This window comes from Tepidiphilus margaritifer DSM 15129, assembly GCF_000425565.1.
GTDB lineage: Bacteria > Pseudomonadota > Gammaproteobacteria > Burkholderiales > Rhodocyclaceae > Tepidiphilus > Tepidiphilus margaritifer.
Map to the genome: position 1 here is coordinate 1 of NZ_AUDR01000007.1, position 2402 is coordinate 2402.

The 2402-nt window shown below is 58.5% G+C and carries 2 rRNA genes; both read right to left on the reverse strand.

Annotated elements, in window-relative coordinates:
* A 5S ribosomal RNA gene (gene rrf / locus H607_RS0100770) occupies positions 1-82 on the reverse strand; the annotation flags it as partial.
* A gap of 72 nt (positions 83-154) precedes the next feature.
* Positions 155-2402: ribosomal RNA gene (locus H607_RS0100775) — 23S ribosomal RNA — on the reverse strand; the annotation flags it as partial.

Sequence of the window (2402 nt, forward strand, 5' to 3'; positions counted from 1 at the left end):
GTCCAGTATCATGGGCGCGGCGCCGTTTCACGGTCCTGTTCGGGATGGGAAGGCGTGGTGCCGGCGCGCTATGGGCGTCAGACGGTAACGGGGCAACAAGCGGGGCAAGGGTGTTGGGTGGGTGTGTGTGATTTGGGGTGCATGGCACGGCTATAGGATCAAGCCGCACGGGCAATTAGTAGCGCTCAGCTCAAGCGGTTACCCGCCTTACACCTGCGCCCTATCGACGTGGTGGTCTTCCACGGCCCTTCAGGGGGGTCGAGCCCCCGGGGAAGTCTCATCTTGGGGGGGATTTCCCGCTTAGATGCTTTCAGCGGTTATTCCTTCCGCACATAGCTACCCGGCGATGCGACTGGCGTCACAACCGGTACACCAGAGGTGCGTCCACTCCGGTCCTCTCGTACTAGGAGCAGATCCCCTCAAACTTCCAGCGCCCACGGCAGATAGGGACCAAACTGTCTCACGACGTTTTAAACCCAGCTCACGTACCTCTTTAAATGGCGAACAGCCATACCCTTGGGACCGACTACAGCCCCAGGATGAGATGAGCCGACATCGAGGTGCCAAACACCGCCGTCGATGTGAACTCTTGGGCGGTATCAGCCTGTTATCCCCAGAGTACCTTTTATCCGTTGAGCGATGGCCCTTCCATACAGAACCACCGGATCACTAGGACCTGCTTTCGCACCTGTTCGGCTCGTCGGCCTCACAGTCAAGCACGCTTATGCCCTTGCACATACAGCACGATTTCCGACCGTGCCAAGCGTACCTTCGTGCTCCTCCGTTACCTTTTGGGAGGAGACCGCCCCAGTCAAACTGCCTGCCATGCACGGTCCCGGCACCGGATGTACGGTGCGCGGTTAGAACCTCGAGGTGACCAGGGTGGTATTTCAAGGGCGGCTCCGCCGGAGCTGGCGCCCCGGTTTCTCAGCCTCCCACCTATCCTACACAGGCCACATCAAAGTCCAATGCAAAGCTACAGTAAAGGTTCATGGGGTCTTTCCGTCTAGCCGCGGGGAGATTGCATCTTCACAACCATTTCAATTTCGCTGAGTCCCAGGAGGAGACAGTGGGGCCATCGTTACGCCATTCGTGCAGGTCGGAACTTACCCGACAAGGAATTTCGCTACCTTAGGACCGTTATAGTTACGGCCGCCGTTTACCGGGGCTTCGATCAGGAGCTTGCACCCCATCACTTAACCTTCCGGCACCGGGCAGGCGTCACACCCTATACGTCGACTTTCGTCTTGGCAGAGTGCTGTGTTTTTAATAAACAGTCGCAGCCCCCGATTCTCTGCGACCCCTTTGGGCTCGTCTGGCGTGCAGACTCACCTACTTGGGGCACACCTTCTCCCGAAGTTACGGTGTCAATTTGCCGAGTTCCTTCTCCTGGGTTCTCTCAAGCGCCTTGGTGCTTTGACACCAGCCCACCTGTGTCGGTTTGCGGTACGGTCATCCTGTAACTGAAGCTTAGAGGCTTTTCCTGGAAGCGGGGCGTCGGTGGCTTGGGCAAGCCGCAGCTCACCCTCGTCATCACCTCTCACCTTTAGCGCGGCGGATTTGCCTACCGCGCCAGGCTACGGGCTTGAATCGGGACGTCCAACACCCGACCCACTTAGCCTTCTTCGTCCCCCCATCGCATTACAGGATGGTACGGGAATGTTGACCCGTTTCCCATCGACTACGCCTTTCGGCCTCGCCTTAGGGGCCGACTGACCCGACGCCGATGAACGTTGCGTCGGAACCCTTGGGCTTTCGGCGAACGGGCTTTTCACCCGTTTTATCGCTACTCATGTCAGCATTCGCACTTCGGATACCTCCAGCAGCCCTCTCGGGCCACCTTCGCAGGCTTACCGAACGCTCCCCTACCACGCGTGCCCGAGGGCACGCATCCGCAGCTTCGGCTCGTGGCTTGAGCCCCGTTACATCTTCCGCGCAGGACGACTCGACTAGTGAGCTATTACGCTTTCTTTAAAGGGTGGCTGCTTCTAAGCCAACCTCCTAGCTGTCTTCGCCTTCCCACTTCGTTTCCCACTTAGCCACGCATTGGGGGCCTTAGCTGGCGGTCTGGGTTGTTTCCCTCTTGACACCGGACGTTAGCACCCGGTGTCTGTCTGCCGCACATCACGTTGCGGTATTCGGAGTTTGCTATCGCGGGGTAGATCGCAATGACCCCCCCAACGATGACAGTGCTCTACCCCCGCAAGTGTCCATGCGACGCGCTACCTCAATAGCTTTCGGGGAGAACCAGCTATTTCCGGGTTTGTTTAGCCTTTCACCCCTATCCACAGCTCATCCCCTACTTTTGCAACAGTAGTGGGTTCGGGCCTCCAGCACCGGTTAGGGTGCCTTCACCCTGGCCATGGATAGATCACCCGGTTTCGGGTCTACGCCGCGCGACT